Genomic DNA, 21,019 nt, shown 5'->3' with positions numbered 1-21,019 from the left:
CGGCGACCGAGTTGCTGGCGTCGCGCTGCCTGAATGAGCTGGTGACGGCGAAGTTGCTGCCGAGCCTGTAAGGGCCCCTTCGCGGGCAAGCCCGCTCCCACATTGGACGGTGTAGCTCCTGTGGGAGCGGGCTTGCTCGCGAATCGATTTTGCGTCGGACAAGAATAAATAAGGACGAGCAATGCAACAGCCAGCAAAAGGTTTGAAACGCGGGCTCTCTGCCCGACATATTCGCTTCATGGCACTGGGGTCGGCGATCGGCACCGGGCTGTTCTACGGTTCTGCCTCGGCCATTCAAATGGCCGGTCCTGCGGTCCTGCTCGCTTACCTGATCGGTGGCGCGGCGGTGTTCATGGTCATGCGCGCCCTCGGTGAGATGGCGGTGCACAATCCGGTGGCCGGTTCGTTCGGCCAGTACGCCAGCACCTATCTGGGGCCAATGGCGGGCTTCATTCTCGGATGGACCTACGCGTTTGAAATGGTCATCGTCGGTATGGCCGACGTGACGGCGTTCGGCATTTACATGGGGTTCTGGTTCCCGGAAGTCTCGCGCTGGATCTGGGTGCTGGGCATCGTCTCGGTGGTCGGCGGCCTGAACCTGTGCAACGTCAAGGTCTTCGGCGAAATGGAGTTCTGGCTGTCGTTGCTCAAGGTCGGGGCCATCGTCGCGATGATCCTCGGCGGCTTCGGCATCATGCTGTTCGGCATCAGCAGTGCACCGGGTACCCAGGCGACCGACATCAGCAACCTCTGGACCCAGGGCGGCTTCATGCCCAATGGCGTGGGCGGTCTGATCGCCTCGTTTGCGGTGGTGATGTTTGCCTTTGGCGGCATTGAAATCATCGGCGTTACCGCCGGTGAAGCCAAGGATCCGCAACATGTGCTGCCAAGGGCAATCAATGCCGTACCGTTGCGCATTCTGCTGTTCTACGTGCTGACGATGCTGGTGCTGATGTCGATCTTTCCGTGGCAGCAGATCGGCAGCCAGGGCAGCCCGTTCGTGCAGATTTTCGACAACCTGGGCATCAGCTCGGCGGCCACCATCCTCAACATCGTGGTGATCTCGGCGGCAGTGTCGGCCATCAACAGTGACATCTTCGGTGCGGGTCGCATGATGTATGGCCTGGCCCAGCAAGGGCACGCCCCGAAAGGCTTCGCCCGCTTGTCGCGCAATGGCGTGCCGTGGCTGACGGTGGTTGTGATGAGCTGTGCGCTGCTGCTGGGCGTGTTGCTGAACTACCTGATCCCGGAAAACGTCTTTCTGCTGATCGCCTCCATCGCGACCTTTGCCACGGTGTGGGTGTGGCTGATGATTCTGTTCACTCAGGTGGCCATGCGTCGCTCCATGAGTGCCGAGCAGGTTGCGCAACTGAAATTCCCGGTGCCGTTCTGGCCCTACGCGCCGATGGCGGCGATTGCCTTCATGCTGTTCGTCTTCGGTGTGCTGGGCTATTTCCCTGACACGCAGGCTGCATTGATCGTCGGCGTGGTCTGGATCGTGTTGCTGGTGCTGGCCTACCTGACGTGGGTCAAACCGGCGGCAGGACAGGCGGCTCTGATTTCCAACGATCAGCCTCTCTCTCAGCGTTGATCTGATTTGAGAAACGGGCCGGCTGACACTTGTCAGCCGGCCCGTTTCGCTTTCAAGGCATCGCCAAACAGAAACAGCGTCACTTTTTCGCTGGTTTTCCGCTGGTTGGGATGTGCAGGTACGACATCACGCTTTCTGTCAGTTCGGTTGCCAGTTTGACCGCCTCTTTGTTGCGCGCCATCACACCGGCGACCAACCCTTCGATCAACGCGAGCATGGCGATGTTGGAACTGGTCAACACCGGATGATCGCAAGGCGCAAACAGCACGTGCTCAGCGATGCCGGTCAGCGGCGAGGCGGGTGAGTCGGTAATGGCCAGCACCGAGGCGCCACGTTCATTGGCAAAACGTGCCAGTTGCAGGGTGTCGAGGGAGTAGCGCGGCAGGGAGATCGCCAGCAACACGTCCTGATCAGTGATCGCGGCCAGTCGGTACGCGGCGTTTTCGTTGCCGCCTTCCATGCTGATGGCGGTGGCGTCGGCGCAGAAGGGCATCAGGGTCGAGGCGGCGAGGCCGGCGAAGTAGACACTGTTGCCGAACCCCAGGATATAAATCTTGCGCGCGGTGGTCAGGCGAGTGACGAACGCTTCAAAGGTGTCGGCGTGGTTGTTGGTCGCCGCCGTGGCGAGGTTGCTGCTGGCGCTCTGGATCTGCTCATGCAGGCCAAACGCGCCGCCCGGGCGATGGGCCAGTTCGTTGCGCAGCTTGTCGACCGGCGACACCATTTGCTGCAGCGTCGCGACCAGTTCGGCCTTCATGCCGGTGTAGCCACCGAGGTCCAACGCCTTGGCCAAACGGTTGACGGCGGCGGGTGAGGTCGACGTTTCGTGAGCCATTTCCTCGATGGTCAGCGTCGCGGCTTTCAACGGGTGACGCAGGATAAAGTCCGCCACCTTGCGCAGTGACGGCGGTAGCTCGGAAACGATTTCCGTCAGTTTGCGCATGACCGGCGCGGCGTAGACCGTGGTGTCTTTTGAAGGGCTTGGCATATCCGGCTCAACGGTTCCTGAAGGTGGGAGAAGGGCTGTGCCTGATGCCCTGACAAGGTGGCTGGAGTGTATCTGAAGCCAACCCGGTCAGGGCAAGCGCGGCGCAATCGATCGCTGAGCAGAAGGACTACTTCAGGCTCCCGGCCAGAAACTGCCGCAGGCGCTCGGACTGTGGATTGACCAGCACTTCACGCGGGTCGCCGCGTTCTTCGACCAGGCCCTTGTGCAGGAACACCAGTTGGTTGGAGACCTCGCGGGCAAAGCCCATTTCGTGGGTCACGACCACCATGGTGCGACCCTCCAGTGCCAGGTCCTGCATGACCTTGAGCACCTCACCCACCAGTTCGGGGTCGAGGGCCGAGGTTGGCTCATCGAACAACATCACCTCCGGCTCCATCGCCAGTGCGCGGGCAATTGCCACGCGCTGCTGTTCACCACCCGACATATGGGCTGGCCAGGCATCCTTGCGGTGTGCCACACCGACTTTGTTCAGGTAGTGCTCGGCCTTTTCCCGAGCCTCTTTCTTGCCCAGGCCCAGTACATGCACCGGGGCCTCCATGACATTTTCCAGGGCGCTCATGTGCGACCAGAGGTTGAAGTGCTGGAACACCATCGACAGGCGTGAACGCATGCGTTGCAACTGCCTGGGTTCGGCAGCCTTGAGGCCGCCGAGTTTGTTGGCCACCAGTTTGAGCGGTTCGCCGTTGAGCACAATGTTGCCGGCGTTGGGCTGCTCCAGCAGGTTGATGCAGCGCAGGAAGGTACTTTTGCCCGAGCCACTGGAGCCGATGATGCTGATCACATCACCGGCCTGGGCTTGCAGGGATATGCCCTTGAGCACCTGGTGGTCGCCGTAGCTTTTGTGCAGGTCCTGAATTTCAAGTTTGTACATGGTTTGAACTCTCTGGCATCAGTCGCTGAGCAAGCGGCCTTGGCGAATAGGGGTGGAGCCTGCGACTTTGGCCAACCACAGACCGGGCTGGGCAAATCGCAGGCGCTCGCGGGCATAGAGGATGCCGTCGGTGCTGGCGCGCACTACGCTATGGCGGTCGTTCAGCGGGTCAATGACTTCGAACAACGGGTCGCCGACCTTGACTCGCGCTCCCAGCGGTTGCAGAAAACTCACCACCCCCGGATGCGGCGCACATGCGTACTGCGCACCGGCGAAGGGCATCGCTTCACAGCGGGACGGCGGGGCTGCCGGCCATTCACCGCTGATCAGGCCTTGCTCTGCGAGATAACCGAGAATGGCCTGGGCACTGTCGACGCATTGCTCGCGTTCGGTGTCCGCCATGCCCCGCAACTCGATGGTGGTGGCCGCGCACGACAGCGGAATATTGGCTTCAGGGAAGATTTCGGTCAGGCGTAACCAGGGAATCGCGCAGGCTTCGTCGAAGGCACTGCCACCCGCACCTTCGGCCAACAGCGTGACGCCGGCGCCGAGACGCGCGGCCAGTGACTGCAAGCGTGGCCAGTGTTGCGGCATCGTGTACAGCAACATGATCGATTCGAAGTCGCAGTGCAGGTCCAGCACCACATCGGCGTCACAGGCATGCTGCAGCAGCAGGCGGCGCAGGCCGTCGAGTTCCGAGTCCGGTGGCGGCATGTCGGCGAGCGCATCGGCCATGGCACGGCGGATCAGTGCGACGTTGGCGTCGGCGTCATTTCCCAGTCGACCTTCCAGCAACGGTGCGACGGCTTCGGCCAGCTCCGGAAAGTCACGGTTGAAGTTCTTGCCGCTGGAGAACTCGAAGCGACCCTGATGGGTGGCCTGGAACATCTGGCCGATACCGATCGGGTTGGCCATCGGCACCAATTCGACGACCCCGGTCAGGCGGCCTTGTGCTTCCAGTTCAAGCAGGCGGCGCTTGAGTTCGACGGCGACACGCATCCCCGGCAGCTCGTCGGCATGCAAGGACGCCTGGATGTACGCCTTGCGTGGTCCGCTGCCAAAACGAAACAGCGACAGCGTGCGTTCAGTGCCCGAAGCACTCCACGGCAGCAGGTATTGAATGTGTTCCATATCAGCTCCTTAATGCTTGCGCGGTGCCAGATACGCCAGCCAGCGGCGCTCGGCCAGCTTGAACAGACGCACCAGAATGAAGGTCAGGGCGAGGTAGATGAGGCCGGCGGTGATGAACGCTTCGAACGGCAGGTAGAACCGTGAGCTGACCGTGCGTGCCGCGCCGGTGATGTCGACGAGCGTGACGATGGAAGCCAGGCTGGTGGTTTGCAGCATCATCAGCACTTCGTTGCTGTACTGCGGCAACGCCCGGCGCAAGGCCGACGGCAGGAGAATGCGGCGATACAGGGTCAGGCGGGACATGCCCATGGCCCTGGCGGCTTCGATCTCGCCATGGGCGGTGGATTTCAGGCTGCCGGCCAACAGCTCTGCGCTATAGGCACTGGTGTTGATCGCGAAGGCCAGGCAGGCGCAAAAGGTGGCGCTGGAGAGGTAAGGCCAGAGCACGCTTTGGCGCACGGCTTCGAACTGCGCCAGGCCGTAATAGATCAGGAACAATTGCACCAGCATCGGCGTGCCACGAATCACGTAGGTATAGAGCCAGGCCGGGAAGTTGATCAGCGGCGATCGCGACACCCGCATCAGCGCCAGTGGAATCGCCAGGACCAAGCCCAGGGCCAGGGAAATGAGCAGGACTTTGAGGGTCAACAAGGCGCCATTGAAGTACAGCGGCAGGTTTTCCCAGATCAGGTTGTAGTCGAGAATCATGACAGGCTCCCACTCACAATTCGGCGGCTTTGATGCCGACCGAGTAGTGTTTTTCCAGATAGCGCAGCACCAGCAAGGACAGGCTGGTGAGCATCAGGTACAGCGCCGCCACGGTGAGGAAAAACGTGAACGGCTCGTGTGTGGCATCCGCTGCGTTCTTGGCCTTGAACATCATGTCCTGCAAGCCGATCACCGAGATCAGCGCGGTGGATTTGGTCAGCACCAGCCAGTTGTTGGTGAACCCGGGAATGGCGAAACGAATCATCTGCGGTACCAGGATTCGCCAGAACACCTGTGCCCCGCTCATGCCATAGGCCACGCCGGCTTCGGCCTGACCTTTGGGAATCGCCAGGAACGCGCCGCGAAAGGTTTCCGAGAGGTAGGCGCCAAAAATGAAGCCCATGGTGCAGATGCCGGCGATGAAGGGGTTGATGTCGATGTAGCGGGTGTAACCGAGCGCCAGGGCCATGCGGTTCACCAGATCCTGGCCGCCGTAGAAGATCAGCAGGATCAGCACCAGGTCTGGAATGCCGCGAATCAGGGTGGTGTAGCCTTCCCCGAGCATGGCCAGCCATTTGAGTGGCGACAATCGAAAGGCCGCGCCGATCAGGCCCAGGGCAATCGCCAGGGACATGGAGGTCAAGGCCAGGTTTATGGTCAGCCAGGCGCCATCGAGAATGCTCGATCCGTAGCCGTGAAGCATGATGAAGTTCCTCAAGCGAGCGCCGCGAGGCGCGCAGGACAAGCCCGGATCGGTGCCTGCAACGGGCCGGCACCGGGGCTATGGGTAAGGCTTACTCGCCGTAGATATCGAACGCGAAGTACTTGGCCATCACTTGCTGGTACTTGCCGTTGGCGCGGATCGCATCAATCGCCGCACTCAGGCGCGCAACGTTGGCGGCGTCGCCTTTGCGCACGGCAATCCCGGCGCCCCGACCGAAGTATTTCGGGTCGTTGATGTCCGGCCCGGTCAGCGCAAAACCCTGGCCGGCCGCTGTCTTGATAAAGCTTTCGTCGGTGTTGACGATGTCGGCGAGGGTGGCGTCCAGGCGACCCGAGGCGAGATCGAGGAAGGCTTCGTTTTGTGAGCCGTAGCGCACCACGACGACGCCGGCTTTTTCCAGTTGCTCGGTGGCAAAACGGTCGTAGGTCGAGGAGCGTTGCACGCCGAGTTTCTTGCCCTTGAGATCCACCAACGGGTCATTGATCACGTTGCCGGCCTTCATCGCGAACTTGCCTGGCGTGTGGTAGTACTTTTTGCTGAAGTCCACGGACTTCATCCGGTCTTCGGTGATCGACATCGACGACAGCACGGCATCGATCTTGCGCACTTTGAGCGACGGGATCATGCCGTCGAACTCCTGAATGACCCACTCGCACTTGACCTTCATCTCTTCGCACAAGGCGTTGCCGATGTCGTAATCGAACCCGCTGACATTGCCCTCCGGCGTCTTGAAGGAGAAGGGCGGGTAGGCGGCTTCGATACCGATGCGCAGGCTGTCTTCGTCGGCATGTGCCAGGAAGCTGAAAGCGCACAGTGCCAGAGCACCTAGAAGTTCTGTCTTGTTCATATTGTTGACTCCTTGGAGGGCATTCGGGGGAAACGGGTGCCCGCCATCCGGGTTGGCGCGGTGGATCAGTCCTGTGATCGGCGGGACTATAAATGACACAATAAAAATCAATATGCAACAAAATGAAAATAAACATATCAGTCTTGAGCGCAGCGAAGCACACCAGCATCCGCTTTTGTCAAACGCTGCTGCTCATTTCGATCATTAAGTTGTCAGTTACGGTCATTGAGTGGCAGGGCCGCGACTCTTAGTCTGTCGAACATGACTGATGGGGGCCGTAGAGCTCCTGCACTTTCCGTGATCGCTCGTTGTGGAGTTACCGATGACCGCCGCTCAATACCCGCACCTGTTGGCTCCGCTGGACCTGGGTTTCACCACGCTGCGCAATCGCACCCTGATGGGATCGATGCACACCGGCCTTGAGGAGAAACCGGGTGGTTTCGAGCGCATGGCGGCGTACTTTGCCGAGCGTGCCCGTGGCGGTGTCGGCCTGATGGTCACCGGCGGTATCGGCCCGAACGACGAAGGGGGCGTGTATTCCGGTGCGGCCAAGCTGACGACCGAAGAAGAGGCGCTCAAGCACCGCATCGTCACCCGTGCCGTGCATGAAGCCGGCGGCAAGATCTGCATGCAGATCCTCCATGCCGGTCGTTATGCCTACAGCCCGAAGCAGGTTGCGCCGAGCGCCATCCAGGCGCCGATCAACCCGTTCAAGCCCAAAGAGCTGGACGAGGAAGGCATCGAGAAGCAGATCAGCGACTTCGTCTCCTGCTCGGTACTGGCACAAACCGCCGAATACGACGGTGTGGAAATCATGGGTTCCGAAGGTTATTTCATTAACCAGTTCCTCGCCGCCCACACCAACCACCGTACCGACCGCTGGGGTGGCAGCTACGAAAACCGCATGCGCCTGCCGGTGGAAATCGTGCGTCGCGTGCGTGACGCGGTGGGCCCGAACTTCATCATCATTTTCCGTCTGTCGATGCTCGACCTGGTGGAGGGCGGCAGCACCTGGGAAGAGATCGTTCAACTGGCCAAGGCCATCGAGCAGGCCGGTGCGACCATCATCAACACCGGTATCGGCTGGCACGAAGCGCGTATTCCAACCATCGCCACCAAGGTGCCACGTGCGGCGTTCAGCAAGGTCACGGCCAAGCTGCGGGGTTCTGTGAACATTCCGCTGATCACCACCAACCGCATCAACACACCGGAAGTCGCCGAGCAGATCCTGGCCGAGGGCGATGCCGATATGGTGTCCATGGCACGGCCGTTCCTTGCCGACCCGGATTTCGTCAACAAGGCCGCTGAAGGTCGTGCCGATGAAATCAACACCTGCATCGGTTGCAACCAGGCCTGCCTCGATCACACTTTCGGCGGCAAGCTGACCAGCTGCCTGGTCAACCCGCGTGCCTGCCACGAAACCGAGCTGAACTACCTGCCGGTGCAGCAGCTGAAGAAAATCGCCGTGGTCGGTGCCGGCCCTGCCGGGTTGTCCGCCGCGACCGTGGCCGCCGAGCGTGGCCATCAGGTGACGCTGTTCGATTCGGCCAGCGAAATCGGTGGTCAGTTCAACATCGCCAAGCGCGTTCCGGGCAAGGAAGAGTTCTACGAAACCATTCGCTACTTCAAGCGCAAGCTGCAGACCACCAATGTCGAGGTGTGCCTGAATACCCGCGTCGACGTGGCCCGGCTGGTCGAGGGCGGTTACGACGAGATCATCCTGGCCACCGGCATTGCGCCGCGCGTGCCGGCGATTCCGGGGGTGGAAAACACCAAGGTGTTGAGCTACCTGGATGTGATCCTGGAGCGCAAACCGGTCGGCAAGCGTGTCGCGGTGATTGGTGCCGGTGGTATCGGTTTCGACGTCTCCGAGTTCCTGGTTCATCAAGGCGTGGCTACCAGTCAGGATCGCGCCGCGTTCTGGAAAGAGTGGGGTATCGATACGCACCTTGAGGCACGCGGTGGTGTTGCCGGTATCAAGGCCGCGCCCCATGCGCCGGCACGCGAGGTGTTCCTGCTGCAACGCAAGAAATCCAAGGTCGGCGACGGCCTGGGCAAGACCACCGGCTGGATTCATCGCACCGGTCTGAAGAACAAACAGGTGCAGATGCTCAACAGCGTCGAATACCTGAAGATCGACGACGAAGGCCTGCACATCCGCATCGGCGAAACCGGCGAGCCGCAGGTGCTGCCAGTGGACAACATCGTGATTTGCGCCGGGCAGGACCCGCTGCGTGAATTGCATGAAAGCCTGGTGGCGGCGGGGCAGAACGTACACCTGATCGGCGGCGCGGATGTCGCGGCAGAGCTGGATGCCAAGCGGGCGATCAATCAGGGTTCGCGGTTGGCGGCAGAGTTGTAATTCACATCGATTGGGTTCACAGCCCAAGTCGGCTGTTAAGATGCCGGATCTTTCAATAGATCCGGCATCATGCTTTCTCCTCCAGACAATTGGCTTCTTCAAGCCCCCCTCGACTCCCTTCACCTCGACTGGCTCACTGACGCCGGCATCGAAGTGGCGATCCTGCGCCTGGACCTGATCGACCCGCTGATCAGCGGCAACAAATGGTTCAAGCTCGTCGAACACCTGAAGACGGCCGACCGCTTGGGTGCCGAAGGCATCATCAGTCTCGGTGGCGCACACTCCAATCACCTGCACGCGTTGGCGGCGGCGGGCAAGCGTTTCGGCTTTTCCACTGTAGGCCTGTTACGCGGGCATCCTCAGGAAACCCCGACGGTCAAAGACTTGCAGGCATTCGGCATGCAGCTGCACTGGCTGGGTTACGCAGGCTATCGAGCGCGGCATGAAGAGGATTTCTGGCAGCCTTGGCACACCCGTTACCCGACGCTGCATCCGGTGCCCGAAGGGGGAGGTGGTTTGCCTGGCGCCCTGGGTTGCCTGCCATTGCGGGCCACCGTGTGCGCGCAATTGCAGGGCTTGGGCTGGAGCGATTACGACGGCTGGTGGCTGGCCTGCGGAACCGGCACGACGCTGGCTGGCCTGGTGCTGGCCGAAGCGGGGGATCATCCCGTGTACGGTGCCCTGGCGGTGCCGGATGATCATGGGGTGGCGCAGCAGGTCGAGCGGATCGTGCAGGAAGCCGGTGTGGTCGATGTGGATTATGAGTTGTTCGAGGCCAGTCGTGGCGGCTTCGCAAAGGTCGATCCGCTGTTGCTCGACTTCATCGAAAAGACCGCCCAGGCCAGCGGTATTCCCCTTGAGCCGCTGTACACCGGCAAAGCGCTCATGGCCCTTGAGCAACAAGTCGCCGCGGGCACGTTTGCCAGAGGCTCGCGGCTGATTTTCGTCCACACCGGTGGCTTGCAGGGGCGCCGGGGGTTCAGTCCACAAATCTGAAGCACGCCTGCAAACTCATGCGGCCTCAGTTATCGCGGTTCACGCTCTTGGGCATCATCCGCAGCAAGGTGTTATCGCCCACCACGTAATGGTGATACAGCGCGGCCGCGGCATGCAGGCCGATCAGCCAATAGCCGATAGTGCCGCCGAGCTCGTGCCACTCCTGGAGTTGTTTGGCCAGGTCCTTGTTTTCCGCGATTGGCATCGGCAGGTCGACCCCATAGAACATCACCTGATTGCCTTTGGCGCTGGTGACCAGCCACCCGAGAATCGGCGTGACGATCATGAAAATGTACAGCGCCCAATGCATCAGCCTGGCCAGCGTCGTTTGCCACTGCGGTGAAGCCGGGAAGACCTGCGGCGCCGGGCCGAGACTGCGTGCGAACAAGCGCAGCCAGACCAGAACGAAGACGGTCAGGCCGAGCATGAAGTGTGATTCGACGATCAGCGTGCGCCCGCCACTGCCCTTGGGAAAGAGACCGCGAAACTCGATACAGGCGTAAACCAGCGCCAGCAGGACCAACATCAACCAATGCAGCGCGATCGATACGGTGCTGTAGCGCGAGGCGGAGTTTTTCCACGGCATACGGTATTCCTCAGAGGTCCGGTTTAAAGCCACCGTTCTTGTTCGACGGAGTGCTTTAACTGTAATCCTGTTTCACCGGGTTTGCCTGAGGCGATTGGTCGCTGGATGCTCTGGTTCAGGTAGCGGACAGAAAAAACCTTGTAGGAGCTAGCTCGCTCGCGAAGGAGTATCAGATTAGTTGANGACGGAGTGCTTTAACTGTAATCCTGTTTCACCGGGTTTGCCTGAGGCGATTGGTCGCTGGATGCTCTGGTTCAGGTAGCGGACAGAAAAAACCTTGTAGGAGCTAGCTCGCTCGCGAAGGAGTATCAGATTAGTTGATGTCGACTGATACACCATCGCGAGCAAGCTCGCTCCTACACGGGGGGGCGTTGCTTTATTTAGCTCGATTGCGGCATTTCGCCGTTGGCCAGGCGCTTGTTGATGTCGGCGATCACTTGCGGCAGGTCGGTGATGGTGTCGATCATGTAGTGCGGGCGCGAACCTTCGAACATCCCGTGAATGCGCTTGCGCTCGCTGTCCAGCTGGTCGCTGCCCAGCGCGCGATAACCTTCGTAGTCCAGGCCCAGGGCGTTGCCCGAGCAGATCAGCGCCACGGTCCACATGCCGGCGCGGCGACCTTCGAGAATGCCCGGCACGGTGTCATCGATCTTCACGCACGCGGCGACATCGTCGATGCCCAGGGCGATGACGTTGGCCAGCGCCTGGGCAGGCCACGGGCGACCATTCGGGACTTCGTCGGTGGCGACCACGTGATCGGCCACGTAGCCGTTGGTGGCGGCCAGTTCGACCACTTTGTCCATGACCTGTTTCGGGTACCCGGAGCAGGAGCCGATCTTGATCCCTTGCTGGCGCAGGTTGGCGATAGTCTCCAGTGCGCCCGGGATCAGTGCCGAGTGTTCGGCGATTTTTTCGATCTGCAGCGGCATGAAGCGTTGGTAGATCGCGGTGACGTCATCGTCGGTCGGCGTACGGCCGAAGACTTTGCGATAACGCTCGGCAACTTCCGGCAGATCGCACAGGGTGCGGATGTGGTCCCACTTGCCCATGCCCATCGGGCCACGGGCTTCTTCGATGGACACCTGGACGTCGAACTCGGCGAAGGCCTCGACAAAAATCTGCGTCGGGGCGAAGGAGCCGAAGTCGACCACGGTGCCGGCCCAGTCGAGGATGGCGGCTTGCAGTCTGGTTGGGTTGGCGTAGTTCATGGTGATCAAGTCCTGTGGCAACTATTGGTGGGGGCGTTGCTTTTTTGTGGGAGCGAGCCTGCTCGCGAAAGCGGTGGATCAGTCGATATTGGTGTTGAATGTTCGACCGTCTTCGCGAGCGGGCTCGCTCCCACAGGGGAGCTGTGGTGGATCAGATGTCGAGTACTTCCATCTCGCGCAGCACTTCGCCGATCGCGGCCACGGCTTCGCGCATTTCGGCCGGTTGGACATGGCCGATGCAGCCGACGCGGAAGGTTTCGACCTGGGTCAATTTGCCGGGGTAGAGGATGTAACCCTTGGCCTTGACCCGCTCGTAGAACTCCTTGAACTGGTAGCGAGGGTCTTTCGGGGCATGGAAGGTGGCGATGATCGGCGCCTGGATCGCCGCTGGCAGGAAGCTGCGCAGCCCCAGTTTGCCCATCTCGTCCATCAATGCCTGGCAGTTGGCGGCGTAGCGTTCGTGTCGCGCCGGCAAGCCGCCTTCTTCGTTGTATTGCAGCAAGGCTTCGTGCAGCGCGGCGACCACATGGGTCGGCGGGGTGAAGCGCCACTGGCCGGTCTTGGCCATGTAAGCGTGCTGGTCCTGCAGGTCCATCGCCAGCGAGTGCGAATTGCCGGCGGCAGCGGCCAGGGACTCCTTGCGGGCGAAGACAAAGCCCATGCCCGGTACGCCCTCCAGGCATTTGCCCGAGGCTGCGATCAGTGCGTCGAACGGAACCTGTTGCGCGTCTACCGGTAGCGCGCCGAAGGAACTCATGGCGTCGATGATCAGGCGTTTTCCGTGCCGTGCAATCACGTCGGCGATTTCCGGCAGCGGGTTGAGGATGCCGGTGCTGGTTTCGCAGTGAATCAGGGCGACGTGGGTGATGCCGCCATCGGCGTGCAGCAGGCGGTCGACGTCGGCGGCGGTGGTCGGCTCGTCTTCGGCGGTTTCGAAGGTGCTGAAGGAGCGGCCCAGCACTTCGCAGATCTTCGCCAGGCGTTTGCCGTAGGCGCCGTTGATCAGCACCAGAACCTTGCCATCGCGAGGCACCAGCGTGCCGATCGCTGCCTCGACGGCGAAGGTGCCACTGCCTTGCAGGGGCACGCAGTGGTGCGTGGCGGCGCCGTTGACGATTGCCAGCAGTTGTTCGCAGAGGCTGGCGGTCAATTGATTGAAGCGGTCATCCCATGAACCCCAGTCGATCATCATCGCCTGACGGGTGCGGGCCGAAGTGGTCAATGGGCCGGGGGTGAGCAGGATGGGCTCGGCAGTACTCATTCTCGTGTCCTCGCAATCGATGGGATGAAGCTACGGGGCTTAAATTGCAATTTGCCGTGTTATCAATCAAATTGTTTATTGTTATGCCAGCCATCAGTGAGGGTTATTCATGAACCTGTTTCAGCTCCGCGCCTTCGATGCCGTGGCGCGCGAAGGCAGCTTTACCCGGGCGGCGGCGCGGTTGTTTATCAGCCAGCCGGCGGTTACCGGGCACATCAAGGCGCTGGAGGAGCACTACCAGATCACCCTGTTGCGCCGCACCGCCCGCCGAGTGGAGTTGACGGAGGAGGGCACCAAGCTGGCGGCCATCACCCGGGCGATGTTCGGCCTGGCCGAAGAGGCGCAGGTGATGCTTGAAGCCAACCGGCAATTGCTGACCGGACGCCTGGAGGTGGCGGCGGACGGTCCGCACATGGTCATGCCGATGCTCGCCAGCCTGCGCGCACGCTATCCGGGGATCACGGTGAACCTGCGCCTGGGCAACGCCCAGGAAACCCTGGCGGCGCTGCTGTCCGAGCATGCCGACGTGGCGGTGCTGACCGAGGTCGAGCCGCGCAAGGGCTTGCACCTGCAAGCGCTGAGCGAATCACGGATTTGCGCGCTGGTGCCCGATGGGCATCCCTGGGCGCAGAAGACCAAAGGCGTGCAGCTCAAGGAGCTGGATCAGGTGATCATGGTGCTGCGCGAACCGAGTTCGATCACCCGGCGCACCTTCGATGAGGCTTGCGCCCAGGCCCGGGTCAACCCGCGGGTGTTGCTGGAACTGGACAGCCGCGAAGCGGTGACCGAGGCGGTGGCCGCCGAACTGGGGGTGGGGGTAGTGTCGTCGGTGGAGGTCAGCCATGACCCGCGAGTGGCGGCGGTGCCGATCATTGGCGAGGGGCTGGTGAACCGGCACATGATCGGGTGCATGGAGCGGCGCAGGGATTTGCGCTTGATCCAGGCGTTTTTCGGGTTGGTACCGGTCAGGTAAACCGAGTCGTCTGCAATCGTGGGCAAGCCCGCTCCCACAGGGATTTATGCCAGTTCACAGACTCTGTGCATGGCGAAAAAACCTGTGGGAGCGGGCTTGCCCGCGAAGGGGCCGGACCTGCTTACACAAGACTCTCGCGCACCATCTCCAGAAACGTCGCCACCAACCGCCGCGAACTCTGCTCGCGCAAGCACACCAGTGTTTCAGTCAGCCGCCGTTCGCAATCGGTAATCGGCAGCGCGCAAACCCTGGAGTCCGCGCCAAACTCGGCTGCCGACACCACCCCGATCCCGATTCCGACCACCACCGCTTCCCGCGCAGCCTCCCGGCCCTCGACCTGAATCGCCGGGCGGATGCGGAACCCGGCGCGTTGCATTTCCTCTTCCAGGGTCTGTCGGGTCACCGAGCCGATTTCCCGCAGCACCAGTGGCGTGTCGTCGAGGTCCGCGAGGGTGATGGATTCGCGGTCGGCCCACGGGTGATGGCGCGACACGAACGCCACCATCGGGTCGTTGCGCAGGGGCAGGGAAATCAGGCGATCATCGCTGACGTCACGGCCCAGCAGCGCCAGGTCGGCCTGGTAGTTGAACAGTCGAAAAAGCGACTCGTCGGTGTTGCCGGTTTCGATCTTCACGCTGATCCCGGGGTAGCGTTCACAGAACCGGGCAATCTGCGGCAGCACGTGCACCGGTGCGTCCACCGCCAGAATCAGGCTGCCGGTCTGCAAGGCCTGGGATTCCTGAAGCAGCTCCTGGGCTTCGGCCTCGATCACAAAAAGCCGCTGGGTAACGCTCAACAGGCGCTCGCCCAGATCGGTCAGGCGCACCGAGCGCTTGTTACGGTGAAACAGCAAGACACCGTAGCGTTCTTCGAGCTTGCGCACCTGGTCGGAGATCGCCGGTTGCGTCAGAAAAAGCCGCTCGGCGGCTTTGGTAAAGCTTCCATGGACCGCCACGGCGTGGAACGCTTTGAGCTGGGCGTGGGAAACCGACATGGCAATCTCCAGTGACAAGCTGACCTTATATTGGAAATACGATAAATCGATTTCACTTATTAATCAGTAATTGTTTTTATCTACCTCAGCCCCGCTGACTGGTCAGTCGAACAGCAACGGGAGCCATGAGCCTGGGCGTGCAACAACAGGACTCATCTGACCGGTATCCGCCGTAGGGACAGGGCGATATCGCAGTGCTCAACAATAAAAACACAGGCGTTTTCTTCCAATTCTGCCGGCACACTCACACCCTGAGGTCAGAACCACAATGAACAAGCACATCGGCACCATCAAGCGTTGGCGCGTGCAGATCTTCGCGATCACCTGGCTTGCCTACGCCGCTTTCTACTTCACCCGCAAAGCGTTCTCGGTGGCCAAGCTCGGCATCGCCGAAGACCCGACCTTCATGCTCGACAAAATGGCCATGGCCAACCTCGACGCCATCTACCTGACGGCCTACGCCGTCGGTCAATTCACCTGGGGCATCCTTGCCGACCGCTTCGGCCCGCGGGTGGTGGTGCTGGGCGGGTTGCTGATTTCCGCCTGTGCGGCGCTGGTGATGGGCAACTTTGCAACCTTACCGATTTTCGCTACCTGCATGCTGATACAAGGCCTGGCGCAGTCCACCGGTTGGTCGGGGCTGTGCAAGAACCTCGGCAGTTTCTTTCCCGCCGGGCAGCGCGGGCGGGTACTGGGCCTGTGGAGTTCGTGCTACGCCTTTGGCGGTCTCGTGGCGTCGCCGTTTGCCGGGTGGTGGGCCTATACGCTCATCGGCACCTGGCATGCGGCGTTTGTTTCCAGTGCGGCGGTGGTTGGGCTGGTCGCCGTGCTGTTTTTTATTTTCCAACGCAACAAACCCGAAGACGTGGGCTTGCCCGCCGTGGAGCCGGAGCCGGAACTGACGGCCGAAGAAAGCCTTGCCCAGAGCAAGGTCAGCCTCTGGGGGCCACTCAAGGAAATCCTGCGCAACCGTACGGTGCTGGTGCTGGGGCTGGCGTACTTCATGCTCAAGCCCGCGCGCTACGCGATTCTGCTGTGGGGACCGGTGATCGTCTTTGAACAGATGCCTTCGGTGGGCAAGGTCGGCGCAGCGATCATTCCGACCTCGTTCGAACTGGCCGGGTTGCTCGGACCGATCATGATCGGCCTGGCCTCGGACAAGCTGTTCGGCGCCCGGCGCATGCCCGCTTGCGTGCTCAGCCTGCTGGCGCTGACCGTGACCCTGGCGCTGTTCATGGGTGCCCTGCACACCGGTAGCGTGGTCCTGGTGGTGGCGCTCCTGTTCGTCATGGGGCTGACCCTCTACGGGCCGGACTCGATGATCAGCGGCGCGGCAGCCATCGACTTCGGCACGGCCAAGGCCGGCGCGACGGCGGCCGGGTTCGTCAACGGCTGCGGTTCGGTGGGGGCGGTGCTCGGCGGCTTGCTGCCGGGCTACTTCGACTCGGTCACGGTGTTTATCGTCTTCGCCGGTTGCGCCATGTTCTCGGCACTGGTGTTGATTCCGCACTGGAACAGCCGCCCGGGTGGCCTGAAAACCAACTACCCCTTCGTGCCCAATCGGGCGATGAACATCAAACCCCTGCGCACCTGAATCCTCTTCTTCGCGGCCTGCTGCGTCCGCGGCAGGCTGGCGTGTGGGCCACTGACTGGAGATTCCACTCATGAGACCTGCGCCGGGTTGCCCTGTAACCGGGCGTGAGAATTCACGAAAACACTGCGATGACCGGGTTGGAAGAGGGTAAACCGGCGGGTATTCAACCCCCCAACGGCACCGTTCGCGCCGACCGCGTGGTACTGGTGATGAACGCCTGGATGGCCCGGGCGTTCCCGCAGTTCGAGCGCAGCGTGGCGATCGTTTCCAGCGACATGCCGATCACCGAGCCCCGGCCGGATCTGCTCGAGGAAATTGCGGCCGCAAAGGCTGACAAGGGCTGAGCGTCAGGGCGCAAGGTCCGAGCGGCTGAGCAGCCAGTCGAACAGCAGGCGGGTATCGCCGCGAGGCTCACGCGGGTGAGGCTGACGAGGTTGTGGCCTTGGACTCATGGCCGTACAGAGCACCGGGCGATCGGGGTCACTGTCGAGGAAAATCACCAGTACCTCGCTGCCGGCCACGGGTAGGCGGGCCGGGTCGATCCAGTCCTCGGCGGTGGTCAGTGCCAGCGGTAGCCACAGGCCTTCGGACACCCCGTTGGCTGATTGTGTGGCGGGCCAGAGGATCACCTGAACCCGGCCATCCTCATCCACCGTCGCCGGTTGCCCGGCCGGGCCGCACATCTGAGCAGGCTGATACCCGGGGATGCCCGGCCGGGGTTGCTTGAGCGCTGGCCTGAACACCGTCGACCACGGAATGGCGCTGAATTGGTTGCGGTAGCCCGGGGCCACGCCCGCAGTGTCGTCGAGCAGAATGGAGGCGTGATGCCCCTGATGGCGGATTTCGGTGACCAGCCATTGATCGTTGAAATTGGCCAGCGGGTGCTCGGCCACCTGTACGATCCGGCCGCTGCGTAATGCGCCCTGGTTGCTTTGACCGTGGATCTGCAGGTTTTGGCAACGCAACCGTTCCAGTTGTCGACGGCTGAGCTGGTCGCGATGGTGCTGTTCGCGAGCGGGAAAATGTCTCGCCGCAGCGAACGAGTGATTGGCTGCGCCGTCGCCGATGTCCGGTGCACCCGGATTCCTGGCACTTGGGCGCCCGGGGGAGAGCGGAGCGTCATGGCGCTGGAACAATTCGCTGATCACGGGTTCGTGATGGTCGTCGAGGTCGTCATTGCGCAACGGCATGAGCAGCGGCTCCTGGGGGAAACTCAGGCTGTCATCGGCCAACACCAGGACATGGCCGTCGCGGTGATGTTCGAAGTGATAGTGGATGCCTTCTTCCTCGCACAGTCGTTGCAGCAACGCCAGGTCGGTTTCTTCGTACTGAATGCAAAAAGGTCGCGGGGGATAGTGCCCGGTTGCCAGTTCAAAGCGATAGCTGCTGGCGGGTAATCCATGTTCCTCCAGTAACTGGCGCAGGATCATGGGCACGCTGGCGCACTGGAAAACCCGCCGGCACCGTTGCCGATCCAGCGCCTGGATACGGGGCACCAGCACCAGTTTGTAAGCGACCCGGTGCGCGCTTCGATGTTCACAGCTGGCGCTGTCCAGTACGCCATGAATGCCCTGCTCCTGGCCAAATTCGAGGAACGCCGGTTGGTGCAGCAACCGTCCAAGGTTCAGGGCCGGTGCCAGCCCGATCACCTCGATGTCGAATCGATAGGGCTGGTTGAGTGCTTCCTGGCCACTGAAGCGGACCACCTGGAAACTCAGGTCGTCATCCAGAAGCGTCAGGGTTGTGGGACTTTCCTTGTCGTTGTGCATCGAACACGCCGCTGCCGTGGAATAGGGTGTAAAGCGTACGAAACCCCAGCGCATTGCGGGCATCCTGAAGTGACATTTCCGAATCGCCCTACAACCGCTGGTGAAGATGTCGATACCAGTCGGGATTTTTTGGTCGATTGCCAACTTTAGGCCGTATAAACTTGCGCAAAGCGCCGGCCAATCTTGTCTCGGCGCCACAGATGCCACAGATAAGAGAGTGAGAAATGGGCGCACAGTGGAAGGTTAAACACAAAGAAGCGGCAGCCAATGCCAAGGGCAAGATCTTCGGCAAACTGGTGAAGGAAATCACCATTGCTGCGCGTAACGGTGCTGATGTTGCTACCAACGCACACTTGCGTCTGGTCGTCGAACAGGCCAAGAAAGCCTCGATGCCCAAGGAAACGCTGGATCGCGCCATCAAGAAAGGTGCAGGCCTGCTGGGCGAAACCGTGCAGTACCATCGCGTGACGTATGAAGGCTTCGCCCCGCATCAGGTGCCGTTGATCGTTGAATGCGTGACCGACAACATCAACCGTACCGTCGCCGAGATCCGCGTGGCATTCCGCAAGGGCCAACTGGGCGCATCCGGTTCGGTGGCCTGGGACTTCAACCATGTCGGCATGATCGAAGCATCGCCGGACACCCCGGATGCCGATCCGGAAATGGCCGCCATCGAAGCCGGTGCACAGGATTTTGAACCGGGTGAAGACGGTGCAACCCTGTTCCTGACCGAGCCGACCGATCTCGATGCAGTACAGAAAGCCCTGCCGGAACAAGGCTTCACCGTGCTGTCGGCCAAACTGGGCTACCAGCCGAAAAACCCGGTCAGCGGCCTGAGCGACGAGCAGATGGCGGAAGTCGAAGCGTTCCTCGAAGGCCTTGATAACCACGACGACGTGCAGGACATGTTTGTCGGGTTGGCGGGTTGATCGAACTGGCCTGGATCTGACTTGTGGCGAGGGGGCTTGCCCCCCGTTCGGTTGCGCAGCAGCCGTCGCTTTTGGGACGGCTTTGCCGTCCAACGGGGGCAAGCCCCCTCGCCACAGATTTGTATTAACTCTTGAAAACAGCCAACTCCTGAACGATCTCGCTGAACCCCGGCCGCGCCAGCACCTGTGGCTGACAGCAACGCTGTTGCAGGTCTTCCAGCGCCCCACGCAGTTCATCGCTCAGCCCCGAGTCGATCCGCTCCAGCAACTCCCCCAGCAACACCCCGAACGCCCGCACCTCGATCCGCTGCAAGGCACGGCTTTCAAGGCTGTCGGAAATCGCGTGGAACGACGCCGCGCCAAAGTCCCCCAGCAGGCAATCACCCTGTTCATTCCACAGAATGTTGTGCCCATAGAGATCGCCATGGGTGATGCCATGGCCGTGCAGGTGTTCGGCCACCGAGGCAATGCCCGAGGCTATGCGCAGCGCCACGCCAGCACTGAAGCGCAAGTCGTCGGGGTATATGTCGCGGCTGCACGACGCCAGGCTCGGCAGCGCGGCAAGGTTGCGGTAACTCGGTGCGATCAGTTGCATCACCAGCCCGGCGGTTTGCTGCGGATGATCGACAATTCGCCCTTCGACGCGAATCAGGTTCGGGTGCAGGCCGGCGGTGATGCAGGCGTTCATCTCGTGCAATGGCGAACCGTCGCTGGTCATTTCGCCCTTGTACAGCTTCACCGCAACGGCCACGGATGGCCGGCCGGCCGGTTGCCAGGCGGCTTGATGAATCACCCCCGACGCACCTTCCCCGAGTTTTTTCTCCAGATGCAATGTCGACCAGTCAATGCGTGGCGTGGCCTCGAGGGCTGCGGCATCGGCTTCGGTTTCCAACGGGTTGCCGGCGTACGCCAGCCAGGTCAGGCTCGGCAGTTCCAGCAGCCATTGCGGCAACTCGGTCAACTGGTTGGCGGCGATACGGATCAGTTCCAGCCGATGGCACTGGCGCAACGACTCCGGCAGCGCTTGCAAACGGTTGCCGGCGAGCATGAGCTTTTGCAGGAACGGGCGCTCTCCCAGTTCGCTCGGCAAGGTTTCGATGCAGTTGTCGGTCAGGATCAGCCAGCGCAGCAGCGGCGGAAGCGATGCTGCGGGCACATGGGCGATGCGGTTGGCCTTGAAGCCGATCATCGTCAGTGCGGCGCACTGGCCCAGGCAGGCTGGCAACTCGGTGAATCGGTTATCGGAACAGAACAGCACGCGCAAACGGGTCAGGCGATGCAAGTCCTGCGGCAAGGCGCTCAAGGCATTGCCGCTGAGGTTGAGCACTTCCAGCGAGTCCGCCAGGTCGAAAATCTCCCGGGGGAATTCGGTGAGGCCTTCAACAAGATCCAGCCGCGTGATGCCTGACAGCTCGCCGGCGCGCAATTGAGCAAGGGTATGCATGAACAGATCCGCCATTGATCAA

Annotated in this window: 18 protein-coding genes and 1 pseudogene; 7 read left to right on the top strand and 12 right to left on the bottom strand. The window is 61.5% G+C overall.

The window, feature by feature from the left end; genetic code table 11:
- Window positions 1-181 precede the first annotated feature (181 nt).
- Window positions 182-1,591 carry an amino acid permease gene (locus ACLD1X_RS26220; RefSeq protein WP_429372729.1) on the top strand — a complete coding sequence of 470 codons (1,410 nt, stop codon included), beginning with the start codon at window positions 182-184 and terminating at the stop codon, window positions 1,589-1,591.
- Between the two features lie 79 nt (window positions 1,592-1,670).
- Here the strand turns inward: ACLD1X_RS26220 and ACLD1X_RS26215 are convergent, their stop codons facing one another.
- The 6 genes from ACLD1X_RS26215 to ACLD1X_RS26190 form a co-directional block, all read right to left on the bottom strand.
- Complete coding sequence (locus tag ACLD1X_RS26215; protein ID WP_429372727.1) at window positions 1,671-2,579, bottom strand: MurR/RpiR family transcriptional regulator; 909 nt, start codon at window positions 2,577-2,579, stop codon at window positions 1,671-1,673.
- A gap of 127 nt (window positions 2,580-2,706) precedes the next feature.
- On the bottom strand, window positions 2,707-3,471 hold the full coding sequence (locus ACLD1X_RS26210; RefSeq protein ID WP_429372725.1) for an ABC transporter ATP-binding protein: 765 nt from the start codon (window positions 3,469-3,471) through the stop codon (window positions 2,707-2,709).
- An 18-nt stretch (window positions 3,472-3,489) separates the two neighbouring features.
- The gene (locus tag ACLD1X_RS26205) at window positions 3,490-4,602 is read right to left on the bottom strand and encodes a succinylglutamate desuccinylase/aspartoacylase family protein (RefSeq protein WP_429372723.1); all 1,113 of its coding nucleotides are present in this window, start codon (window positions 4,600-4,602) and stop codon (window positions 3,490-3,492) included.
- Between the two features lie 9 nt (window positions 4,603-4,611).
- Window positions 4,612-5,310 carry an ABC transporter permease gene (locus ACLD1X_RS26200; protein ID WP_008018917.1) on the bottom strand — a complete coding sequence of 233 codons (699 nt, stop codon included), beginning with the start codon at window positions 5,308-5,310 and terminating at the stop codon, window positions 4,612-4,614.
- Window positions 5,311-5,323: 13 nt separating this feature from the next.
- The gene (locus ACLD1X_RS26195; protein WP_429372720.1) at window positions 5,324-6,013 is read right to left on the bottom strand and encodes an ABC transporter permease; all 690 of its coding nucleotides are present in this window, start codon (window positions 6,011-6,013) and stop codon (window positions 5,324-5,326) included.
- A 91-nt stretch (window positions 6,014-6,104) separates the two neighbouring features.
- Window positions 6,105-6,881, bottom strand: coding sequence for an ABC transporter substrate-binding protein (locus ACLD1X_RS26190; protein ID WP_429372718.1), 777 nt, complete (start codon window positions 6,879-6,881; stop codon window positions 6,105-6,107).
- A gap of 322 nt (window positions 6,882-7,203) precedes the next feature.
- Here ACLD1X_RS26190 and ACLD1X_RS26185 point away from each other — a divergent pair, with 322 nt between their 5' ends.
- Window positions 7,204-9,243, top strand: coding sequence for an FAD-dependent oxidoreductase (locus ACLD1X_RS26185; RefSeq protein WP_429372716.1), 2,040 nt, complete (start codon window positions 7,204-7,206; stop codon window positions 9,241-9,243).
- Window positions 9,244-9,312: 69 nt separating this feature from the next.
- Window positions 9,313-10,239 carry a 1-aminocyclopropane-1-carboxylate deaminase/D-cysteine desulfhydrase gene (locus ACLD1X_RS26180; RefSeq protein ID WP_429372714.1) on the top strand — a complete coding sequence of 309 codons (927 nt, stop codon included), beginning with the start codon at window positions 9,313-9,315 and terminating at the stop codon, window positions 10,237-10,239.
- A 25-nt stretch (window positions 10,240-10,264) separates the two neighbouring features.
- Here ACLD1X_RS26180 and ACLD1X_RS26175 read toward each other — a convergent pair whose 3' ends face one another.
- The 3 genes from ACLD1X_RS26175 to ACLD1X_RS26165 all read right to left on the bottom strand — a co-directional run bounded on the left by ACLD1X_RS26175 (window position 10,265) and on the right by ACLD1X_RS26165 (window position 13,294).
- The gene (locus ACLD1X_RS26175) at window positions 10,265-10,825 is read right to left on the bottom strand and encodes a cytochrome b (RefSeq protein ID WP_429372712.1); all 561 of its coding nucleotides are present in this window, start codon (window positions 10,823-10,825) and stop codon (window positions 10,265-10,267) included.
- 380 nt (window positions 10,826-11,205) lie between these two features.
- A complete protein-coding gene (phnX, locus tag ACLD1X_RS26170; protein WP_429372710.1) occupies window positions 11,206-12,033 on the bottom strand; it encodes a phosphonoacetaldehyde hydrolase in 828 nt (275 codons plus the stop codon).
- Window positions 12,034-12,184: 151 nt separating this feature from the next.
- The gene (locus ACLD1X_RS26165; RefSeq protein WP_429372708.1) at window positions 12,185-13,294 is read right to left on the bottom strand and encodes a 2-aminoethylphosphonate--pyruvate transaminase; all 1,110 of its coding nucleotides are present in this window, start codon (window positions 13,292-13,294) and stop codon (window positions 12,185-12,187) included.
- 109 nt (window positions 13,295-13,403) lie between these two features.
- Between ACLD1X_RS26165 and ACLD1X_RS26160 the strand changes: the two genes are divergently transcribed.
- Window positions 13,404-14,267: a LysR substrate-binding domain-containing protein gene (locus tag ACLD1X_RS26160; protein WP_429372706.1), complete on the top strand. Its 864-nt coding sequence runs from the start codon at window positions 13,404-13,406 to the stop codon at window positions 14,265-14,267.
- A gap of 121 nt (window positions 14,268-14,388) precedes the next feature.
- Here the strand turns inward: ACLD1X_RS26160 and ACLD1X_RS26155 are convergent, their stop codons facing one another.
- Window positions 14,389-15,261, bottom strand: a complete 873-nt coding sequence (locus ACLD1X_RS26155; protein WP_429372705.1) for a LysR family transcriptional regulator — start codon at window positions 15,259-15,261, stop codon at window positions 14,389-14,391.
- A gap of 268 nt (window positions 15,262-15,529) precedes the next feature.
- Between ACLD1X_RS26155 and ACLD1X_RS26150 the strand changes: the two genes are divergently transcribed.
- Complete coding sequence (locus ACLD1X_RS26150) at window positions 15,530-16,855, top strand: MFS transporter (protein WP_429372703.1); 1,326 nt, start codon at window positions 15,530-15,532, stop codon at window positions 16,853-16,855.
- A gap of 101 nt (window positions 16,856-16,956) precedes the next feature.
- Window positions 16,957-17,172, top strand: a pseudogene (locus ACLD1X_RS26145) (FAD-dependent oxidoreductase); the annotation flags it as partial.
- A gap of 30 nt (window positions 17,173-17,202) precedes the next feature.
- Here the strand turns inward: ACLD1X_RS26145 and ACLD1X_RS26140 are convergent.
- On the bottom strand, window positions 17,203-18,624 hold the full coding sequence (locus ACLD1X_RS26140; protein ID WP_429372733.1) for a type VI secretion system Vgr family protein: 1,422 nt from the start codon (window positions 18,622-18,624) through the stop codon (window positions 17,203-17,205).
- 224 nt (window positions 18,625-18,848) lie between these two features.
- Here ACLD1X_RS26140 and ACLD1X_RS26135 point away from each other — a divergent pair, with 224 nt between their 5' ends.
- Window positions 18,849-19,553: a YebC/PmpR family DNA-binding transcriptional regulator gene (locus ACLD1X_RS26135; RefSeq protein WP_008020881.1), complete on the top strand. Its 705-nt coding sequence runs from the start codon at window positions 18,849-18,851 to the stop codon at window positions 19,551-19,553.
- Between the two features lie 124 nt (window positions 19,554-19,677).
- Here ACLD1X_RS26135 and ACLD1X_RS26130 read toward each other — a convergent pair whose 3' ends face one another.
- Entirely contained in the window at window positions 19,678-20,997 is a 1,320-nt protein-coding gene (locus ACLD1X_RS26130; protein WP_429372700.1) for a leucine-rich repeat-containing protein kinase family protein, read from the bottom strand.
- Between the last annotated feature and the right edge of the window lie 22 nt (window positions 20,998-21,019).

Source organism: Pseudomonas sp. 18173, assembly GCF_050432945.1.
Taxonomy (GTDB): Bacteria; Pseudomonadota; Gammaproteobacteria; order Pseudomonadales; family Pseudomonadaceae; genus Aquipseudomonas.
The sequence above is the reverse complement of the archived record's forward strand: the minus strand, read 5'-3'. Positions and strand labels throughout refer to the sequence as shown.